Annotated in this window: 15 protein-coding genes; 8 read left to right on the plus strand and 7 right to left on the minus strand. The window is 63.2% G+C overall.

The window, feature by feature from the left end; translation table 11 throughout:
• Nucleotides 1-26 precede the first annotated feature (26 nt).
• Together V3C40_RS22165 and V3C40_RS22170 are read left to right on the plus strand one after the other, a co-directional pair.
• Nucleotides 27-1,133 carry an S-(hydroxymethyl)glutathione dehydrogenase/class III alcohol dehydrogenase gene (locus V3C40_RS22165; RefSeq protein WP_035824324.1) on the plus strand — a complete coding sequence of 369 codons (1,107 nt, stop codon included), beginning with the start codon at nt 27-29 and terminating at the stop codon, nt 1,131-1,133.
• Between the two features lie 130 nt (nt 1,134-1,263).
• Nucleotides 1,264-1,497 (plus strand): hypothetical protein, encoded by a 234-nt coding sequence (locus V3C40_RS22170; RefSeq protein ID WP_034753482.1) that lies wholly within the window; start codon nt 1,264-1,266, stop codon nt 1,495-1,497.
• 4 nt (nt 1,498-1,501) lie between these two features.
• Here the strand turns inward: V3C40_RS22170 and V3C40_RS22175 are convergent, their stop codons facing one another.
• A complete protein-coding gene (locus V3C40_RS22175) occupies nt 1,502-2,506 on the minus strand; it encodes a GlxA family transcriptional regulator (RefSeq protein ID WP_331778538.1) in 1,005 nt (334 codons plus the stop codon).
• Nucleotides 2,507-2,660: 154 nt separating this feature from the next.
• On the opposite strand from V3C40_RS22175, the gene V3C40_RS22180 reads away from it, so the two are divergent.
• From V3C40_RS22180 to V3C40_RS22190, 3 genes are all read left to right on the plus strand, one after another.
• Nucleotides 2,661-5,555, plus strand: coding sequence for a polymer-forming cytoskeletal protein (locus tag V3C40_RS22180; RefSeq protein WP_331778539.1), 2,895 nt, complete (start codon nt 2,661-2,663; stop codon nt 5,553-5,555).
• Nucleotides 5,556-5,644: 89 nt separating this feature from the next.
• A complete protein-coding gene (locus tag V3C40_RS22185) occupies nt 5,645-6,343 on the plus strand; it encodes a dienelactone hydrolase family protein (RefSeq protein WP_331778540.1) in 699 nt (232 codons plus the stop codon).
• A 140-nt stretch (nt 6,344-6,483) separates the two neighbouring features.
• Nucleotides 6,484-6,900: an SRPBCC family protein gene (locus V3C40_RS22190; protein ID WP_034753486.1), complete on the plus strand. Its 417-nt coding sequence runs from the start codon at nt 6,484-6,486 to the stop codon at nt 6,898-6,900.
• A gap of 134 nt (nt 6,901-7,034) precedes the next feature.
• On the opposite strand, the gene V3C40_RS22195 is transcribed toward V3C40_RS22190, so the two are convergent.
• Nucleotides 7,035-8,651, minus strand: a complete 1,617-nt coding sequence (locus V3C40_RS22195) for a M28 family peptidase (protein ID WP_331778541.1) — start codon at nt 8,649-8,651, stop codon at nt 7,035-7,037.
• A 135-nt stretch (nt 8,652-8,786) separates the two neighbouring features.
• On the opposite strand from V3C40_RS22195, the gene V3C40_RS22200 reads away from it, so the two are divergent.
• The 3 genes from V3C40_RS22200 (at nt 8,787) to V3C40_RS22210 (ending at nt 14,122) form a co-directional block, all read left to right on the plus strand.
• Nucleotides 8,787-9,668: an alpha/beta fold hydrolase gene (locus tag V3C40_RS22200; protein ID WP_331778542.1), complete on the plus strand. Its 882-nt coding sequence runs from the start codon at nt 8,787-8,789 to the stop codon at nt 9,666-9,668.
• A 200-nt stretch (nt 9,669-9,868) separates the two neighbouring features.
• Entirely contained in the window at nt 9,869-12,031 is a 2,163-nt protein-coding gene (locus V3C40_RS22205) for a DEAD/DEAH box helicase (protein WP_331778543.1), read from the plus strand.
• A gap of 435 nt (nt 12,032-12,466) precedes the next feature.
• The gene (locus V3C40_RS22210; RefSeq protein WP_072457118.1) at nt 12,467-14,122 is read left to right on the plus strand and encodes a methyl-accepting chemotaxis protein; all 1,656 of its coding nucleotides are present in this window, start codon (nt 12,467-12,469) and stop codon (nt 14,120-14,122) included.
• A gap of 67 nt (nt 14,123-14,189) precedes the next feature.
• On the opposite strand, the gene bamE is transcribed toward V3C40_RS22210, so the two are convergent.
• From bamE to V3C40_RS22235, 5 genes are read right to left on the minus strand one after another with little or no spacing between them, the layout of a single operon-like run.
• On the minus strand, nt 14,190-14,498 hold the full coding sequence (gene bamE, locus V3C40_RS22215) for an outer membrane protein assembly factor BamE domain-containing protein (RefSeq protein ID WP_331778544.1): 309 nt from the start codon (nt 14,496-14,498) through the stop codon (nt 14,190-14,192).
• Nucleotides 14,495-15,283 carry a hypothetical protein gene (locus V3C40_RS22220; protein WP_331778545.1) on the minus strand — a complete coding sequence of 263 codons (789 nt, stop codon included), beginning with the start codon at nt 15,281-15,283 and terminating at the stop codon, nt 14,495-14,497. Before V3C40_RS22220 ends, bamE begins: the two co-directional genes overlap by 4 nt.
• Before the next feature lie 48 nt (nt 15,284-15,331).
• Nucleotides 15,332-15,691 (minus strand): nucleotide pyrophosphohydrolase, encoded by a 360-nt coding sequence (locus tag V3C40_RS22225; protein WP_331778546.1) that lies wholly within the window; start codon nt 15,689-15,691, stop codon nt 15,332-15,334.
• Nucleotides 15,688-16,149 carry a GNAT family N-acetyltransferase gene (locus V3C40_RS22230; RefSeq protein ID WP_046682200.1) on the minus strand — a complete coding sequence of 154 codons (462 nt, stop codon included), beginning with the start codon at nt 16,147-16,149 and terminating at the stop codon, nt 15,688-15,690. The genes V3C40_RS22225 and V3C40_RS22230 overlap by 4 nt, the downstream gene beginning before the upstream one ends.
• Before the next feature lie 35 nt (nt 16,150-16,184).
• Complete coding sequence (locus tag V3C40_RS22235; RefSeq protein WP_331778547.1) at nt 16,185-17,624, minus strand: cytochrome P450; 1,440 nt, start codon at nt 17,622-17,624, stop codon at nt 16,185-16,187.
• Nucleotides 17,625-17,652: the final 28 nt, after the last annotated feature.

Below are 17,652 nucleotides of genomic sequence, written 5' to 3' on the forward strand. Positions count from 1 at the left end.
TCTGAAACCGAGCAGGAATGACACACATGAAAACCAAAGCCGCGATTGCCTGGAAGGCGGGCGCCCCGCTGACCATCGAAGAAGTCGACCTGGCCGGCCCGCGCGCCGGCGAGGTACTGGTCGAGCTGAAAGCCACGGGCATTTGCCATACCGATTACTACACCTTGTCCGGCGCCGATCCGGAAGGCATCTTCCCTGCCATCCTCGGCCATGAAGGCGCCGGCGTCGTCGTCGACGTGGGCCCGGGCGTGACGACCCTGAAAAAGGACGACCACGTCATCCCGCTGTACACGCCGGAATGCCGCCAGTGCAAGTTCTGCCTGTCGCAAAAGACGAATCTGTGCCAGGCCATCCGTTCCACGCAGGGCCGCGGCCTGATGCCGGACGCGACCAGCCGCTTCTCGCTCAATGGCCAGCCCCTGTTCCATTACATGGGCACGTCCACGTTCTCGAACTACATCGTCGTGCCGGAAATCGCCTTGGCGAAGATCCGCGAAGACGCGCCATTCGACAAGGTGTGCTACATCGGCTGCGGCGTGACGACGGGCGTGGGTGCCGTCCTGTTCTCGGCCAAGGTGGAAGCGGGCGCCAACGTGGCCGTGTTCGGCCTGGGCGGCATCGGCCTGAACGTGATCCAGGCGGCGAAAATGGTCGGTGCCGACAAGATCATCGGTATCGACATCAACCCGGCGCGCCAGGCCATCGCGCGCAAGTTCGGCATGACGCATTTTATCAACCCGAACGAAGTGGAAAACGTCGTCGACGCCATCGTGCAGCTGACGGACGGCGGCGCTGATTATTCGTTCGAATGCGTGGGCAACACGACCTTGATGCGCCAGGCGCTCGAGTGCACGCACAAGGGCTGGGGCAAGTCCTTCATCATCGGCGTGGCGGCGGCGGGCCAGGAAATTTCCACCCGTCCATTCCAGCTGGTGACGGGGCGCGAATGGCGCGGTTCGGCCTTCGGCGGCGCGCGGGGACGCACGGACGTGCCGAAAATCGTCGACTGGTATATGGAAGGCAAGCTCAATATCGACGACCTGATCACGCACCGTTTGCCGCTCGAACGCATCAATGAGGGCTTCGACCTGATGAAGAGCGGCGAATCGATCCGTTCCGTGGTCCTGTATTAATCGTATTGTATTAATCTTATCGGACTGTACTCATTGCGCAACACTTGACGGACGGGGCAGGGCGGCACGCTGTACTTCGCTGCCTGCCCCTGCTAGTGTGAAGACATCCGCCTTGCTTTGGGAGCCGTCCATGTTTGCCACTGCCTATCTCGCGACCTTGCGCCGCATGCTGCCCGTCTTCCTCGGCGCGGCCCTGTCTTCCCTGCTGGCCTTGTGGTGGAGCAATGCCGCCAGCCTTGCAACGCCCGCCATCTGGCTGGCGCTGCTGGCGACGTATCTGCTGTGCGCACTCCTGTTTACGCCGCTGGCCCTGCAGAGCCGCCAGCTGGCCACGCGCCACGTGCGTCACGGCAAGCCGCGCTGACCTGCTAGCGCGCCGTGCTGGAAAAGCGCTCGCGATAGTCGCGCGGCGTGATGGCGAGTTTCTTTTGGAATAGGCGGCGCAGCCTGTCCTCGCTATGCAAGCCCGCCTGCACGGCCACCTGTTTTAAGGAAGATACATTGTCTTCCAGCAAACGGCGCGCCACTTCGAAGCGGGCCGTGTCGATGAATTCCGTGGGGCTGGTGCCCGTTTCGCGCTGGAACACGCGCGTAAAATTGCGTTCGCTCATGGCCAGCCTGGCCGCCAGCAGCGGCACGGTGAGTTCTTCGGCAAGATGCTCCATGATCCAGCCCTGCAACTGGCGGATGGTCGGATGCGTCGTCATCTGGCTCGACAGGTGCACGGAAAACTGCGACTGGCCGCCGGGCCGCTTCAAATACACGACCAGGTCGCGCGCCACTTCCAGCGCGATATCGCGGCTGAAATCGTCTTCCACCAGGGCCAGCGCCAGGTCGACGCCGGCCGTCACGCCGGCCGACGTCCAGAATTTCCCTTCCCGCACGAAAATCGCATCGGCATTGACCTGTATCAATGGATAGCGCTGGCGCAGGCTGTCCACGGCGCTCCAGTGCGTGGCGGCGCTTTTGCCGTCGAGCACACCGGCTTCGGCCAGGAAGAAGCAGCCCGTGCACAGGGCCGCCAGGGTATCGATGCGCGGCGCCGCTTCGGCCACCCAGGCGGCGAGCGCGGGGATGTCCTGCAAGACTTGCTCGACGTGATGGCAGCCAACGATGACGGCCAGGTCGGGCAGGCGGCTGGCGTCGAGCGCCTTGCTTGCGTGCAGCGACATGAGCGTGTCCGATTCGACCGGGCCGATGGCCGTCGAGGCGATGCGCACGTCGTAGCCGCCGGGCAGCTTGCGCAGGCGCAGATGGGTGTTGGCATAGTCAAACACCTTCATGGCGCCGATGGCTTCGAGCGCCTTGAAGCCGGGATAGACGATGATGTCGACTGTGCGCAGGGGAAATTCTTTGGGGCTTTGCTTGATCATGCGATATGCGCGAGGGGGATAAATACTGCCATAATGCAACAACAGCGATGGCGTAGGTTAGCATGAAATAATCGACGCGCCCGCTGGCTCCCCACCGATCGGATTCCTGAATATCGTGCGCTTACTCCACCTTTTTGCCGCCCTGACATTGCTGTTGGGCTCATCCCTTGCCCACGCGGCCACGCTCAACTTCAATGGCGGCGCCGTCAGCGGCTGCGGCCTGAGCCAGGACGGTTTGCAATACACGTGCGCCTCGCTGGCGCTCGGTTCTACCGACGTCATCGTCATCGGCAGCGCGTATGGCGTGACGGTCAACAGTTCCTTGTCGATGAGCTACAACCAGGGTTTGACGATGAGCGGCAATGCCGCGCTGACGGTCAAGGGCAATCTCGACATCAAGGACATCAATCCGCCGAACCTGAAGGTGACGGGCGGAAACCTGACAGCCGAGGGTGGCACTTTCTTCCTGGGTGCGCAGGAACAGACGATTACGGCGAATATCTCCGCCACGGCCATCAAGATGGGCTCGAACAACGTCACGGTGACGGGCAGGATCAGCGCCAAGGGGCCGGTGGAAATCGCCTCGGGTTCGCTCATCAACGGGCCCATCAGCGGCACCATCGTCAATATCCTGGCCGCCAATACCCGCATCCAGGGCGATATCACGGCGACCACTTCGCTGACCATCGGTTCCGGCAGCCAGGTGACGGGTAACCTGAAATCGCCGGCGATCGACTTGAAAGCGTCCGGCCTGCTCGTCACGGGCGACGTGGAAGCCAGCAATTCCTTGTCGATCGCCTCGGGCAATGGCATCAAGGGCAATGTGGACGCTGGCGAGGTAACGCTCGACTCGTCCAACGCCTATATCACGGGCAACGCCAAGGTCGACCACATCACTCTGGGCTGGCAGGGCCGGGTGCAGCAAACCATCACTTGCAAAACCTATACGCCGTCGTATCCATGTAGCTGCGTGACGAACAACAGCGGCTGGGCTTTCAATGAACCGATGGGTCCGAAGTGCGGGCCCGGTACGCAGGCGGGGCCCCACCATTTCCAGATCGAGCATTCGGGCAATGCCCTGACGTGCGCGCCGCAGGCGGTGACGGTGACGGCATGTGCGGATGCCGCCTGCAGCGCCAAGTACACGAACGGCGTGAATGTCACTGTCAGCCCTGGCGGCACGGCGACGCAGATAGGCAACACCGGCGTGGCGACGGCCAGCGTGCGCCAGTACACGGCCGGCACGGCCACCCTGAGCCTGACGAGCGTGCCCGGTACCACGGGCGCGCTCGTATGCAAGCGTGCTTCTGACAACAGCAGCAGCTGCGACATGAGCTTTGCGGCGACAGGCTTGACGGTCACTCCCGTCAATCATGTTTCTGCCAAGCTGCAATCGTTCAGTATCAGCGCCGTGCAGGCGCCCCCCAGTGCGACCCCGCAGGCTTGCGTACCCCTGTTCAAAAGTACCAGCAAGAACCTGAACCTCGCTTGCAGCTATGGCAATCCCGCCAGCGGCACCCTGCCTGTTTTCGTGCAGGGAACCGGGGCGCTCGTGCCACTGGCATCGAACAGCACCAGCGCCTGCGGCACGGCGGGCGCGAACGTCAACCTGGCGTTCAACGACCAGGGCGTCGCCACCGCCATCATGTCGTATGCGGACGTGGGACAACTGAATTTGAAGGCCACCTATACGGGGTCGGCCACAACCGGCGACGCCGGCTTGAGCATGACGGGCAGTGGCAAGGTTACCGTCGTGCCGGCCTCGTTCAGCGTCGTTGCCATCGCCAACCCCCAGCGCGCAGGCGCGGCAGTGGCGGTCAGCATGCGCGCGCTCAATAGCGCGGGCGCCGTGACGCCGAACTTCGGCAACGAAAATCCGGCGGAGACGGCGCTGCCGACACTGGCCAGCCTGGTCAAGCCGACGACCAGCGAGATCGCCGCGCCGGACACACCAGCCAAGCCGGCCATGCAGGGTGGCGTGGTCTTCACGAATGGCAGCGTTGTCAGCAGCGACATGAACTGGCCGGAAGTGGGCACCATCACCATCGCCTTCAATCTGGCCAACCCCAACGGCTACCTGGATGCCAACCTTGCTATGCCGGCCTTGCCCAAGGCTTCGGGCGTGAGCGGGGAGGTGCAGTTTATCCCGCACCACTTCATTACGGAACTGGTGAAAACCGGCGCTCCCGCCGGCATCGCCACGCCGTGCGCCGCACCGCTCACCTGCGCCAACGACGGGGAAAAAGGCCGCTACGCTTACTCGGGGCAGGCGATAGGCATGCGCGTGACGGCGCGCGCCTTGGGCGGGACGCCGACCAAAAACTATGACGACCGCGTCCCGAGCGTCCTGGCGCCCGTGCTGCTCGAAGGCCTCGATGCGGCCACGGGCACGATTTCCTTTCCGCCGAGTACCCCCGATGGCAGCAGCCGGCTTACCGATGGCAAGAAGGCGCAGACCACCATCACCGGCGTGGCGCCCGCGAAATTCACCCTCGGCGTTGCCCTTCCCATGGTCGCCTACCGTTTTCCGGGCAAGGCCGGCGTGCCGCTGAAGGTGGCGCCTACCGACGTGCGCTTGCGCGCCAGCAGCACCTATCCCGGCGGCGCCGTCGTCAGCTCAAGCTCGGCAGTGATACAGAACGAGGCCCGAATGACTGTGCTGTCGGGGCAATGGATGGTGCCCCACGGCTATGGTTCCGAGTTGTTGCCCGTCAGGCTGGCCGTGCAAGTCCAGTACTGGAACGGCACGAAATGGGTCACGAATCTGCTCGACAACGTCAGTGCCTTGAACAAGTCGGACGTGTTGTTTGTCAATTGCAAGAAAACGCTGGACTGCGGCAAGCTGGCCGTTGATGACCGGATATACACCGTCACGCAAGGCGCACTGCCGCAAACCAATCTCCTGACCTTGCTGGCGCCCGGCGCCGGCAAGGCCGGCAGCGTGGATGTTTCCGTGGGCAGCCATCCCTACCTGGCCAGCACCATCGGCACCGTCGTCTTCGGCGTCTTCAAATCGGGTCCCGTGATTTACCTGCGCGAGATGTATTGAGCCTGTACCAAGGGCAGGCGCAGACAGCGCGAAAAACCAGTAACATGGCTGGCTGTGGCATTCCCCCCAACCTCAGACTGGAGTTTTCTATGAGCACAACTTCGCAGTGGATCGATATCGCCGGCCCGGACGGCAGCTTCCAGGCTTACCTGGCCGTGCCGCACGTGGGCAAGGGCCCCGCCATTATCCTGTTGCAGGAAATTTTCGGCGTTAACGAGCACATCCGCGCCGTGGCTGACCAGTATGCGGCCGATGGTTACGTGGTGCTGGTGCCGGACCTGTTCTGGCGCGCCGGCGCGCACATCGAGCTGGGCTATGACGCGGACGGCTGGAAGCGCGCCGTCGAACTGATGCAGGCCACCGACAATCCGCAGGCCGACGCCGATATCGCCGCCACCATCGCCGCCCTGCGCGCGCGTCCGGAAGTGACGGGCAAGCTCGCTTCGGTCGGCTACTGCTTCGGCGGCCGGCTGTCGTATCAGGCGGCCGCGGCTGGTCTCGTCGATGCGGCCATCGCCTATTACGGCGGCGGCATCCAGAACAAGCTGGACCTGGCCGACCAGATCAAGGTGCCGCTGCTCATGCATTTCGGCGGCCAGGACAGCCATATTCCGCCGGAAGCCGTGCAAAAGATCGCCGAGCGCTTCGAAGACCGCCAAGACGTGGAAATCCATATCTACCCAAGCGCCGAGCACGGTTTCAACTGCACCCACCGCGACAGCTACCAGCAGCGCGCCGCCGCCCAGGCGCATGGCAATTCGTTGATTTTCCTGGCGGAAAACCTGTAAGACAGCCACCCCAGGCTGGCCAGTTGCCATAGTTTGCTCAGCAGCAAAGCGGCATGGGCGCTAAAATAGCGGCTGTGCCGGGCAACTCCGGCCGGCCGGGCACGGCGCTCGGCAAACCTGGATGAGGAACCGAATTAAAGATGGCCCAAGTAATTGTTTCTGTAACATTGGCGGCAAGCGCCGAACGAGTGTGGGATTTTATCGGCGGCTTCCAGTCGCTGGCTGAATGGTCGAGCTCGATCAAGACCAGCCTGTCCGAGCACGGCGGCCGCGTGCGCCGCCTGAAAACCACGGACGGCGCCATCATCGCCGAACGCCTGCAAAGCTACAGCGAAGCGGACAAGAGCTACAGCTACACCATCGTCTCGGGCCCGATCCCCGTCAAGAACTACCGTTCCACCTTGCGCGTCACGGGCGAGCCGGGCGCGAACGAGTGCGTGGCCGAATGGTCGAGCGAATTCGACGCGGCCGAAGGCGTGGAAGAGGTCATGGTCGGCGCGTTTCAGCATCTGTATGAAACGGCGTTCGTCGACCTGAAACGCATCATGGCAATCTGAAGCCGCGTATCCGGCATTCCCACCGGCGCTAACAATGTTGTCGGATTACGCGGCTGTGCCGCTAATCCGACCTACGGGATTGTGGCCGGCACGCTTGTAAAAACACCGGCACAGGCCGGTGTTTTTCATGATGCCTAGCGCTTGACCTTCCCAAACGCTTCGCCCTTGTTCCACACCGGCAAATTCTTGTCGTTCGCCACTTCATAGCCGAGGTTCAATGTAAATTGCGCCTGCTGCACCATGCCGGACAAGTCCCACGACGGGTTGTACTCATCGGTGACCTGGTGGTAGTCCTTTTTAAATGCGACCAGGCGCTCGCCCGACGCTTTCGGCTCCTGGACGAAGTCGAACGAGCCGTCGCCGGAAAACACTGCCGAACCCACGTTGAAGGCGGGTACGCCAGCCTTGGCGAAGGCAAAATGGTCGGCCCGGTAAAACGCGCCGGACAGGTCGGGGATCGTCGGTGCCAGACGCAGGCCCATGCGCTTGGCAACCTTGGCGGCGCTCGCGTACAGGCTGCTGCGCTCGGCGCCGGCCACGCCGATGTCGTGCGTCTTGCCGACAAAATTCATGCTGTCGAGGTTCAGGTCGGCGGCTGTCTTGGCCAGCGGCCACAGGGGCGCGCGCGTGTAGGCCGTGCTGCCCAGCATGCCCGTTTCTTCGCCGGCCGGCCACAGGAAGATCTGCGTGCGGCGCGCCGGCTGTTTTACGGCCACTTGCGCCATGGCCAGCAGGGCGGCCGCGCCCGACGCGTTGTCGATGGCGCCGTTGTAGATATGGTCGCTTTGCCCGGCGCGCTGGCTGCCTTCGTCATCCTTGCCCAGGTGGTCCCAGTGGGCCGAGTAAATGACGGCCTCGTCCTTCAATTTCGGATCCGTGCCCGGCACGATGCCGGCCACGTTGAATTGCTCGATGCTGCGTACCTGGCTATCGAGCGCCACCTTGACCGTGGCGTTCAGGGCCACGGGGCGGAACGCGCGCGTTTCCGCCTGCGCGCGCAAGGCGTCCAGGTCCTGTCCGCCGGCCTGGAACAGCGTGCGCGCCATGTCTTCCTGCAGCCAGCCTTCCATCGCATTGCCCGCACCGGCCAGGTTGAAGCGTTCATGGCCGAAACCGTTGGCCGGTACCGACCACGGATACGAAGCCGATGCGGTCGTGTGTATCAGCAGCACGCCGGCGGCGCCCTGGCGCAGCGCTTCCTCGTACTTGTAGACCCAGCGGCCGTAATAGGTCAGCGACTTGCCGGCAAAGCGCTGCGGTTCGGCGCTTGTGGGCTGCGGGTCGTTGACCATCATGATGACGAGTTTTCCTTTTACATCAACGCCCTTGAAATCGTCCCAGTTTTCTTCTGGCGCGCGGATGCCGTAGCCGGCGAACACGACGGGCGCGTCGAACGCCACTTTCTGCTGGCCATTTGCCGCGCCAAAGACGATGTCCTTGCCGAAGGCGGGAGACAAGGTCTTGCCGCCCGCGCTGAACGTGACTTTGCTGGATGGCAAGGCCTTGCTGCCGACGATGGTCAGCGCCTGGCGGTACGTGCCATCCTTCAACGGTTGCAGGCCGGCCACGGCCGCCTGCGTTTCCAGGTAGCGCACGGCCAGGTCGCCGCCGCGCTGGCCCGTGCCGCGTCCTTCCAGTAAATCGTCGGCCAGGAAGGACAGGTGGGCGCGCAGAGGCGCTTCGGCCACGAGCGGTTGGGCGAGGGCGGCCGTGCTGAACAGGCTGGCGGCGAGGACGAGGGGAAAGCGCATGACAACTCCAAAAGTGAATACGGGAAAGCAAAGCAGCGACAATCTTACTCTACCGCAATGCCCTGGCGTAGCGCGCGTCGCGCGCGGGCCAATTGCGGCCACAATGGCTGCTGGTCCACCGACAAGGAGCTTTCCATGACTGCCACTGACTTGCAATCGAGCAATACCCTGCGTACCGCCGACGGTACCCTGATCCACTACAAGGACTGGGGCAGCGGCCCGCCCGTCGTCTTCAGCCACGGCTGGCCATTGTCGTCCGACGCGTGGGAAGACCAGATGTTTTATCTGGCCTCGCGCGGCTACCGCGTCATCGCGCACGACCGGCGCGGCCATGGCCGCTCGAGCCAGCCGTTTGACGGCAACGACATGGATACCTATGCCGACGACCTGGCCGCCCTGATCGACGCGCTGGATTTGACGGGCGCCACCCTCGTCGGCCACTCGACGGGCGGCGGCGAAGTGGCGCGCTACATCGGCCGCCATGGCACCGGGCGTCTGGCCGGCGCCGTGCTCGTGGGCGCCGTGCCGCCGCTGATGCTGCAAACCACGGAAACCCCGCTGGGCTTGCCCCTGTCCACATTTGACGCCATCCGTGCCGGCGTGCAGGCCGACCGCAGCCAGTTTTTCCAGGACTTGAGCGAGGCCTTCTATGGCTACAACCGGCCCGATGCAAAGCCGTCGCAGGGCGTGCGCGACGGTTTCTGGCGGCAAGGCATGCAGGCGGGCATGCCGGCATCCTACCTGTGCATCAAGCAATTTTCCGAGACGGATTTTACGGCTGACCTGGCCAAATTCGACGTGCCGACCCTGGTGATCCATGGCGACGACGACCAGATCGTGCCGATTGCCGCCTCGGCGCGGCGCACTGCCGAACTCATCATCGGCAGCAAGCTGCTCGTGTATGCGGGCGCGCCGCACGGCCTGGCGACGACGCACAAGGACCGGCTGAACGAGGACTTGCTGGAATTTTTGCGCCACTCGGTCGATGCGGCAAGCAATATCGAGGCACACTTGTAAAACCGGCATATCCATTGCAAAACATATAATATTGCTTGGTTTTTGCACCAATTGCGTGCGGATCGCCGATTTTTCTGCGTTTTAGACTGCAAAAAATGGCGTTCTGCCGCCCCGTTCCACCCGGTAAGGTCCAGTAAAGAGTAAACTAGCGGATACACTCTTTCGCATTGGGCGATTCGAGCGAACTTGTGAGTGATTTCATGTCTGATACACCAATTTCCTTATTTTCCGACCTTAACCTGAGCGAGCCGCTGATTCGCGCGCTCAAGGATGTCGGTTACGAAACACCGTCGCCTATCCAGGCGGCCACGATTCCATTATTGCTCGCGAACCGCGACGTGCTGGGCCAGGCGCAAACGGGCACGGGTAAAACCGCCGCCTTCGCCTTGCCGATCCTGTCGCGCATCGATCTGAAACAAAGCTCACCCCAAGCCCTGGTCCTGGCACCGACGCGCGAACTGGCCATCCAGGTCGCCGAAGCGTTCCAGGTGTACGCCGCCCACATCCCCGGCTTCCACGTGCTGCCGATCTACGGCGGCCAAAGCTACGGCCCGCAGCTGTCGGCCCTGCGCCGCGGCGTGCACGTCATCGTCGGCACCCCAGGCCGCGTCATCGATCACCTGGACAAGGGTTCGCTCGACCTGTCCAAGCTGAAAACCCTGGTGCTCGACGAAGCCGATGAAATGCTGCGCATGGGCTTTATCGACGACGTCGAACGTATCTTGAAAGAAACCCCGGAAGGCCATCAAACGGCGTTGTTCTCGGCCACCATGCCTTCCGTCATCAAGCGCATCGCCACGACCTATCTGGTGAACCCGGCCGAAGTGACGGTCGCCGCCAAGACGGGCACGGCCGACAACATCCGCCAGCGCTACTGGCTGGTGTCGGGCATGCACAAGCTCGACGCGTTGACCCGCATCCTGGAAGCGGAAGCGTTTGACGGCATGATCATCTTCGCCCGTACCAAGCTGGGCACGGAAGAGCTGGCCGGCAAGCTGCAAGCCCGTGGCTTCTCGGCTGCCGCCATCAATGGCGACATCCAGCAAGCCCAGCGCGAGCGCACGATCCAGCAGTTGAAAGATGGCAAGATCGACATCCTCGTGGCCACCGACGTGGCCGCCCGCGGCCTGGACGTCGAGCGCATCAGCCACGTCGTCAACTACGACGTGCCGCACGATCCGGAAAGCTATACCCACCGCATCGGCCGCACGGGCCGCGCCGGCCGCAGCGGCGAAGCGATTTTGTTCATCACCCCGCGTGAAAAGAACTTGTTGAAAGCCATCGAACGCTCGACCCGCCAGCCGATCGGCATGCTGGAACTGCCAACGATCCAGGCCGTCAACGACGTGCGTATCGCCAAGTTCAAGGAACAGATCAGCGAAACCCTGGCCCTGGGCGAACTGGAACAGTTCCAGTCGCTGATTGAGGATTTCGAACGCGAGCAAAACATTCCCGCCATCGAAATCGCCGCTGCCCTGGCGAAGATGGCGCGTGGCAATACGCCGCTGCTGCTGGACAAGAACAAGGCGCGCGAGCAAGCCACGTGGCAAGACGACCGTCCAGTGCGCCAAGACCGTTTTGACCGCCCTGAGCGCAGTGACCGTTTCGAGCGTAATGACCGCTTCGACCGCAACGAGCGCAGCGAACGCCCGGCCTTCCCGAAAAAGGAACGTATCCAGCGTCCAGCCGACGCCGGCATGCAGACCTTCCGCATTGAAGTCGGTCATCAGCATGGCGTGAAACCAGGCAATATCGTGGGTGCCATCGCCAACGAAGCGGGCATCGATTCGAAAAACATCGGCCGCATCGAAATCTATGACGACTACAGCGTCCTGGACTTGCCGGACAGCATGCCGAAAGAATTGCTGGATCAGCTGAAAACCGTGTGGGTCGCGGGCCAGCAGCTGCGTATCAGCCGCGACGGCGACGCGCCGGACCTGGCGCCGCCAGCCGCGCCGCGCAAGCCGTTCGCCGCCAAGTCCGCGCCAGCGTTCAAGGATGCGCCAGCGGACGCGGGCGACGCAGCCCCTGCGCCGCGCGCGCCGAAGAAGGAACGCCCACGTCCAGGCGTGACGGCTTACCGCATCGAAGTGGGCCGCGAACACGCCGTGACGCCAAGCAATATCGTCGGCGCCATCGCCAACGAAGCGAACCTGGAAGCCAAGCATATCGGCCGCATCGATATCTTTGACAACTACAGCGTGCTGGACCTGCCGGAAGGCATGCCGCCGGAAATCCTCGACCACCTGAAATCGGTCGTGGTCTCGGGCCAGAAGCTGCGCATCAGCCTGGACGATGGCACGACGGAGCGCAAGCCTGCGCCACCGCGTCCGAAGTCGCCACCGCGTAAGACCTACAAGTAAGCCATCCCCACGGGCGCTTCGGCGCCTGTGTCGCGGATTGGAGACACATCCCCCACTGGCGCATTCGCGCCAGTTTTTATTTTCCCTCAAGAAATGAATATTGTTGCCGCGTTATTGTTGGCGGCAGGCGTCGCCACATGCCGGCCATTGCGCCAGTTCCCTCGCGCCTTTTATCGGCGCATACGCCGTATTTATTGCCTGCTTCGCCGATAAATAATTTTTTATTAATTATTGTGTTTGCGCGCAATTTGAATTTTGCATTCAATAAAATCAATCAAGTTGAATCAAAGTAAATTCTAAAACATAAATGAATTAGCTTTTATTAAATTGTTTGACCAGTGTCACTGTCGCCGGGGCGATATATCATGGGTGCTTGATGTGGTATATTGTTTTTATGATTTTGTTATGCTAGTTGAAAAAAATAGAGGAGCGACGATGCGGGTCAATACGCCTATCACGCAAAATGAATACGTATTAAATGAAGGCATGACGATTGTTTCCACGACGGATTTACAGGGAAACATCAATTACGCCAATCAGTATTTCATTGAAGTCAGCGGTTTTTCAGAAATGGAACTGCTGGGTGCGCCACAGAATATTCTGCGTCATCCCGATATGCCGGCCGAAGCGTTTGCCGACCTGTGGGATACCATCAAGACCGGCATGCCATGGACCGGCATGGTCAAGAACCGCTGCAAGAATGGCGATTTCTACTGGGTCTTCGCCAATATCACGCCCGTCATCGAAAACGGCCGCCCGATCGGTTATATGTCCGTGCGCACCAAGCCCACGCGCGAGCAGATCAACGAAGCGGCAGCCCTGTATAAAAGTTTTAAAGACGGTAATAGCGCCAAGCTGGCGATCCGCAATGGCCGCGTCGTGCGCCAGGGCTTGGCCGCCAAGCTGGCCGAGTGGCGCAAGCTGACCCTGTCGCAAGACCTGGCCCTGCATTGCATCGTCTTTGGCGTGGTGCTGGCCATCCTCGGCTGCGCCGTGTGGAATATCGACGGCGACACGAGCACGGCCACGCGCAGCTGGCTCAGCGGCGCCGCCGCCGCGGCCGTGGCGCTGATGCTGTATTTCTGGGCCCATTTGCACAATTCCCTCGTCGCGCCGCTGGGCGAGGCCATCACGGTGGCGCGCAAGATGGCTGGCGGCGACTTGACGGGCGTCATCGACAAAGTGCGCGACGACGACATGGGCCAATTGATGGCGGCCTTGCGCCAGACGAATATCAACTTGCACAGCATCATCGGCGACGTGCGCGCCAACTTCGAGGATATCCGCGTCACCACGGCCGAGATCGCCACGGGCAATATGGACCTGTCCAGCCGCACGGAATCGCAGGCGTCCAGCCTCGAACAGACGGCGGCCAGCATGGAAGAGCTGACTTCCACGGTGCAGAACAGCGCCGACCACGTGGACACGGCCAATAAGCTGGCGGCGCAGGCGTCTACCGTCGCGGCCAAGGGCGGCACCATCGTCAGCGAAGTGGTGACCACGATGGACGAGATCAGCACCTCGTCGCGCAAGATTCTCGACATCATTGGTCTCATCGACGGCATCGCCTTCCAGACGAACATCCTCGCCTTGAACGCGGCAGTGGAAGCGGCCCGCGCGGGCGAGCATGGCCGCGGCTTCGCCGTCGTGGCCGGCGAAGTGCGCAGCCTGGCGCAGCGCTCGGCAACAGCGGCGAAAGAAGTGAAGAACCTGATCGACCATTCGATCGCCACCGTGAATGCGGGCAGCGTGCTGACCAGCAATGCGGGCGCCACCATGACGGAAGTGATCGCCTCGGTTGCCAGGGTGACGGAAGTGATGGACGAGATTTCCTCGACCACGCGCGAGCAGAACCAGGGCATCGGGCAAGTCAACCAGGCCGTCATCCACATGGATGGCATCACGCAGCAGAATGCGGCGCTGGTGGAACAGGCGGCGGCAGCCGCCACCAGCCTGGCGCAGCGCACCGACAGCGTGGCCCAGTCGATCGGCATCTTCAAATTGAAGGCCTCTCCCAAGCGCAAGACGGCTGGCGTGGGGCGCAGCGTGGGCGCGGGCGTGGCGGCAAGGGCCTTGCTGAAGGCACGCTAATTACCCCAACGGCGAAAGGCTGGGGTCAGACCCGTCGGGTCTGACCCCGGGTTTTGCCTGGGTACTTTTACTGCTTCACCCGATACACCTCTCCGCTGCGCACCTTCACCACCACCCCATCCCCGCCAAACAAAATCACATATTCCCCCTGCGCGCCCGAGACGGCCGGGTAGGTGTACATCCATACTTCATTGCCGCTATCGAAGCTGATGGACGTGCTTTCTCCCAGCGCCGCGCGCACCTGTTCGCGCGTGCTGCTGCCCGGTTGCACCGTCTGTTCCAAGGTGGCATATGGCACGTTCTTACTTGCCTGCAAGGCGCGCGTGCCGGAGCAGGCGGCCAGCAGCGCCAGCATGGCGATCAGCAGCCATTTCATGGCGCCACCTCGTCCATGTAAGTAAATTCCAGCAGGGTGTCGTCGGGCCAGCTGGCATCCCACAAGGGCGCGTAATACGTGCGGTCGAGCAGGACCTGGCAATCGCAATAGGGCAGCGAGGCGGGCGTCTGCTCGCCGCCCGCATACAGCATCTTGAACGGTAACGCCAGGCGGCGCTCGCCATGCACGAGGGTCACGCCGAACAGGGGCCGCTCCGTGAAGAACAAATAATTGCCGTCCGGCTCGGAACAGACCTTGTCCGTGCTGTAGAGCATGCTGGACAGCCAGGCGATGATTTGCGGGTCGTTCGAGATCAGGCCCGAATCCATGCCGGCGCGGCATTCCAGGCGCAGGTCGCCCAGGCGCCGCGTGCCGGGCGGCAAGCCGGGCGTGATCACTTGCGCGCGCCAGCTCATGGTGGTCGCCTTGCGGTTGGCGATCAGCACGGCGTCTTCGCGCGCCGCTTGCGCATTGCGCACGGGAGCAAAGCTGTTGTCTTCGGCCAGGGGTAACGGGATGCTGACGGTGTCGCCGGCGATGCGCAGCTGCACGCCCGTCATGTCCACGCCAGGCTGGCGCGGCAGCAGACGAAAGCGCAGGCTCGCTTGCGGCGCCAGCGCACGGTCGCGTTCGAAACGGTCCACGCCCTGCAGCATCTTGCGGTACGATTTATCGACGGGGTCGCGCGTGGCGCCCACTTTCACCTGCGGCACGGGCGAGGTTTGCGCCAGGGCAACCGGGCCAGGGAGCAGGCAGGCAAGCAGCAGGGGAATAGGGATGCGCATGGCTGGATGCTACGCTTTTTTGCGCATCAGCCACGCACGGATGGCTGTTCAGTATTCGCTGTATTTGCGCGCGTCGCCGCGTACCTGCTGCGCCGGGTATTTCTGCGCATTGAGTTCCATCTTTTCCAGCACGGCTGCGTGCAGGTCGACGCCGCTCTTGTCGGCCAGGCGCACCAGGTACATCAGTACGTCGGCCAGTTCGTAGCGGATGCCCGTGCGTTTGGCATCGTCCAGCTCGGCGTCCGCGCCCGTGGGCAGCCACTGGTAGTGCTCGGCCAGTTCCGCCACTTCGACGGACAAGGCCATGGCCAGGTTTTTCGGCGTGTGGAACTGGTCCCAGTCGCGCTCGTCGGCAAAGGCGCGCAGGCGCGTGCGGATGTCAAACAGGCTGTCGGCAGGCGTACTCATGCCGCCACCTGCAGCGGTTTTTCCATGAAGACACTGAACGGATCGTCGGGATAGTCGCCGTACGGCCCGCGCCGCTGGTAGCCGTGGCGCGCGTACAGGGCGATGGCTTCGGGCTGGTGGATGCCCGTCTCCAAGGTCAGCAAGCGGCAGCCGCGCGCCAGCGCCTGTTCTTCCAGCAGGGCCAGCAGGCGCTTGGCCAGGCCCAGGCCGCGGCTGTCCGGGTGCACATACATGCGCTTGACTTCGCCGAAATCGGGCGTGACGACGATGGCGCCGCAAGCGCGCGCCGCGCCTGCCGCATCGCGGGCGACGGCAAACAGCAGGGTATCGGACGGCACGGACGCCAGGTCCAGCGAATACACGCATTCGGCCGGGTACAGGGTCTGTTGATAGGCATCAAGCTCGGCGATCAGGGTTTGCACGTCGGCTTGCTGCGGCGATTCCAGGCGGATGGTCATGGGGAGGTCGAATGAATGGGACTTCCCCCATGGTATCACTGCGGTGGTGCCAGGCGCATCGTCAGGCCGATGGGTGACATGACAAAACCCATCAGTTCCTTCGCTTCGCCGCCATCGGGCGTGTCGACGCCGGCGATGTCGAAGCTGCCCAGCAGCATGGCCATGGCGATCTTGATTTCCAACAAGGCCAGGTAGCGGCCCGGGCACGTGCGCAAGCCGGCGCCGAAAGGCATGGCGGCGCGCTTGTTGTTCGCCTCGCCGCCTTCCAGCCAGCGTTCGGGCTGGAAGGCCTGGGCGTCGGGGAAGTGCGCATCGGATACCGTGTCGTTGCGCATCACGCACCACACGAGGGTGCCGGCCGGGACGGCGATGTCGGCGATGACCGTGTCGCGCAGCGCCTCGACGGGCAGGAAGGGGGCCACCGGTTTCAATCGCATGGCTTCGCTGGCGCAGGCGCCCAGATAGTCGAGGCTATCCATCTGCTCGATCGTGAAGTGGGCCACGTCGGGCGCCAGGCGCCGCACTTCCTCGCGCGCCCGGGCCAGGGTGTGCGGATTGCATTGCAACAGATAGATCATCCAGGAGACCGTATTGGCCGTCGTATCCTCGCCCGCCAGCAGCATGGTCAGCACGTTGCCGGCCACGTTGCGGTCCGTCACACCGCTGCCTTCCAGGTCGGCGGCGGCGACCATCGCTTCGAGCAGGTTGGGCGGACGCTCGCGGCGCGCCGGGTCGCGCGCCATGCGCGTGCGCGCCTGCTGCACCAGGTCGGACACGGCGGCGGACAGGGCCGCCACGTCGCGGTCCAGCCGCCGGTCGGCGGGCAGCTTGACATAGCGCCAGTACGGAAACATGGACAGGCTGCGCCGCGCCACGGCTGGCAGGATGTCGTCCATGTGGCGCTGGATCACGTCTTCGCCCGATTCGAGCGTGTTGACTTCGGTGCCGAAGGCCAGGCCGGCGATGATGTCGACCGTGTAGCGTTTCAGGTCGCCGTCGAGGTCGATGGCCTGGCCTTGCGTGGCGGCCAGATGCCAGCGTCTTTGCAGGCGCTGCGCCACCCTCACCAGCGCGGGAAAATACGCCTTGATGGCGCCGGGCGCCATGCCGGCCATGACCATGCGGCGCTGGTTGCGCCATTCCGTGCCCTCGGCCAGGAACAGGCCGGGCACGCCGCCCATTTCGTCGGACACGATGGAGCTGCTCAGGGGCCGGCGAAAACCGTCTGGCCGGTCGCGCAGCACGGCGCCGACGGCCTCGCTGTCGGCCACCACCAGTACCAGGGTGCGGCCGAACCAGGCGCGCATGAAAGGTCCATAGCGGCGTACCCACTCTTCCACGTCGCGGTGGATGCGCGTGAGCTTGATTTGCAGGCTGTTGCCGACGATGGGCAGGGCGAAGGGCCCCGGCAAGCGGCGGATCTGGCGCAGCGGCGCGGTGGTGGCGGGTGCGGCGGCGTGGTCGAGTGGTGGCATGGAAAGCTCCTGTTGTCGTGGGAACGAT

Origin of the sequence: Janthinobacterium sp. LS2A, assembly GCF_036543145.1 — a bacterium.
Lineage (GTDB): Bacteria > Pseudomonadota > Gammaproteobacteria > Burkholderiales > Burkholderiaceae_D > Janthinobacterium > Janthinobacterium aestuarii.